Here is a 2,539-nt window from a genome sequence, read left to right as displayed (position 1 = left end):
AGGTTGGGACGAACCCGACATAGTTCAGCAGCCGGCCGGCGCGCACCGGAAATACAATGAAGTGCTTCCCGTCCCCCATCCAAACCTGATGAGCTGCCTCTCGCCATCCCGGAAGTTTGTCGCTGGCAATCAAGCCGCGATAGGAGCGGACCCCGGAATATTCGGGTAGCGTCGGCTCGACCACATACTTCTGTAAGGCAGAGTGTATGCCGTCGGCAGCGATCACGACATCGGCTTCGAAGGTTTCCCCATTCGCGAATTTCAATCGCGCCGCGACCGCGCTCTGCTCGAATTCGATGCAGCGATAGCCGGCTCGAATGGATTCTCTGGGAATGCTTGCCGCGAGCACATTCAGCAGATCGGCTCTGTGCATGCCATACATCCCATTCCAGCCGCTGGAGTCGGTCGTGACGACAGAGCCGACCCTCGTGCCGTCGGAGCGGCAGTATTGTGATGCATCGCCGATCGTGGCACCGACGTTGGCCAGAGCAGGTCCCAGCCCCATTCGCTCGAGTTGCCGCAGCGCGTTCGGAAAGATCGACAGGCCGGCACCGATCTCGCCGAGCGCATCGGATTGCTCGAAAACCATGACGTCGATGCCCCTTCGACGCAGCGCGCATGCCGCGGAAAGACCGCCTATTCCTCCGCCGACAATGGCGGCCCGAAGCTTCATTTCAACCTCCCTGTTCTCGCGCCGCACTACCTTGCGACGTTTTTCAAATCGACGATGCGGTTGATCTGCTCGATGCGCGTTCGCTGCCGTTCAATGGCCGCGGAAAACTCAGTGGGTGTGCCGCCGAGGACTTGCGCGCCACTCGCCTCAATTCGAGAGCGGACCAAGGGATCGGCGGCCACCGCCTGCACGTCCGCGGAAATCCGGTCGCGCAACCCCAGCGGCATGTCGCGCCAGCCGAACAGACCTGCAAGACCCTCGATTTCCATTTCAGGAAAGCCGGATTCAGCGACGGTCGGCACGTCGGGCAAGCTTGATTGGCGTTCGGGACTTGTGACGGCCAGTATCCGCGCCTTGCCCGCAAGGACAGGAGCTCTCACCGACAGCAGGGCGTGGGAAAGAATATGCACGCGTCCCTCGCCAAAATCCGCCTGCTGGGCCGAGGCATCCCGATAGGGGATGTAGATCTGCTTAAGCCCGTGCCGCGCCAGCATTGCTTCGAACACGAAGTGTGGCAGGCTTGGACCCGAACTCCACGACAATTCACCGGGCTTCGCTCGGGCCAGTTCCGCCAGCTCCTGTAGCGAGCGCACTGGGAGGCCGTCGTGGACCGCGATGACCAGGATCGAACTAGCTGTCGAGGCGATCGGTACCATGTCCCGGGACGGATCGTAGGGAAGCGAGTCCTGCAATAGCGGGCTCACGGTGACCATCGAGGCGGTCCCGTAGAGAAGGGTGTGATCGTCCCTGGCGTTTGCAAACGCGCCGCCTCCGACGACGGCATCGGCGCCGGGCCGGTTCTCGACGATGACCGGCTTGCCCCAACGCCTGGTCAAACCGTCGGCATAGAAACGCGCGCTTGCATCGTTGGCGGAGCCTGCGGCAAATGGGACAATGATCTTCACATTGCGCACTGGCCAGGTGTCGTCTCCACGACAGGTGGATACAGTCGCCCAGGTGGCTCCGGCAAGAAGCATCGCGACGCGGACGACATTTCGAAGGTCTCGCAACCCCACTAGCTTCTCCCGGTCGGCCTCGAAGGAGAATTTCGAAAAGTGTCTTCAAACACGATGTTGCCAGGACTTGGATGGCACCGCGTTCGCGACTAAGCCGCTGCCAGTAGACCATGGCCGGGCGTCACTGTCCTGAAATTATGATGAAGATTGGCTGAGATTCCGGCTCGGACGGAGCTCATCACCCTTCGGAGCCGGGCCGCTTATTTTTAGTCTACTGGCCCTTGCGCGGCGAAGCTGCAGTAAGTCGGCATCCATTTCTGAAACTCTGCAACCACCGCGAGTCTCGCTGCAACCCGTGCGCTGAGGACACTTACTCAGTCAGAACAGAATTATCGACGTCAAAGACGGATACGGAAAAGCTTGCTTCACCCATCCCGAGCCGAGACTTCTGCCAAGCCGTCAAGACCGGAGCACTTACAGGCCGCAAAGGTAACATGATCATCACGCGGGCGAGGCGTTACGCCTCGCCGGCGTGATCGGTACAATTAGCCGCGCAGTTCGAGAGCTTGTCGGCTGCTGAGCGGCGGCAGCTCCGGGTCTAGGCCGGATAAAATCCATCACCGTATCCACACACCTGGACGGGACGGAATCCTCGCCGGGACAGATCGTCGAAGGCTTGTTGATATGCCACGCCATCGAGACCGTGCCGTGCTTGCCATTCGCCCGGCTGGTCCTTGTGCCAAATTGCAGCGTAGCGAGCGATCCCTGTGTCACTATACCCGCTCACAGAAACCAGACGGAAACCTGCGGCGTTCTGGTCATCAAAAGCCTTTTGGTATTCACTCGCCGTCAACCCGTGCCGACCAACCCATTCCAGGCCAGGGCGCCGTTCCCAGATCGCTGCGAAACG

3 protein-coding genes are annotated in these 2,539 nt (G+C 60.6%); all 3 read right to left on the bottom strand.

From position 1 onward, the window contains the following. Positions 1 to 673, bottom strand: a 673-nt coding sequence (locus C7G41_RS36800) for an FAD-dependent monooxygenase (RefSeq protein ID WP_146159910.1), incomplete at its 3' end; no start/stop codon positions are given. A 26-nt stretch (positions 674 to 699) separates the two neighbouring features. After that, positions 700 to 1,587, bottom strand: a complete 888-nt coding sequence (locus C7G41_RS36795) for a tripartite tricarboxylate transporter substrate binding protein (RefSeq protein ID WP_245446915.1) — start codon at positions 1,585 to 1,587, stop codon at positions 700 to 702. Between the two features lie 640 nt (positions 1,588 to 2,227). Continuing rightward, positions 2,228 to 2,539, bottom strand: a 312-nt coding sequence (locus C7G41_RS37580; protein WP_199198796.1) for a hypothetical protein, incomplete at its 5' end; no start/stop codon positions are given.

This window comes from Bradyrhizobium sp. MOS002 (assembly GCF_003020115.1).
In the GTDB taxonomy this organism is placed as follows: Bacteria; Pseudomonadota; Alphaproteobacteria; order Rhizobiales; family Xanthobacteraceae; genus Bradyrhizobium.
Note: the sequence above shows the minus strand (reverse complement) of the source record. Positions and strands in the feature narration are given on the sequence as shown.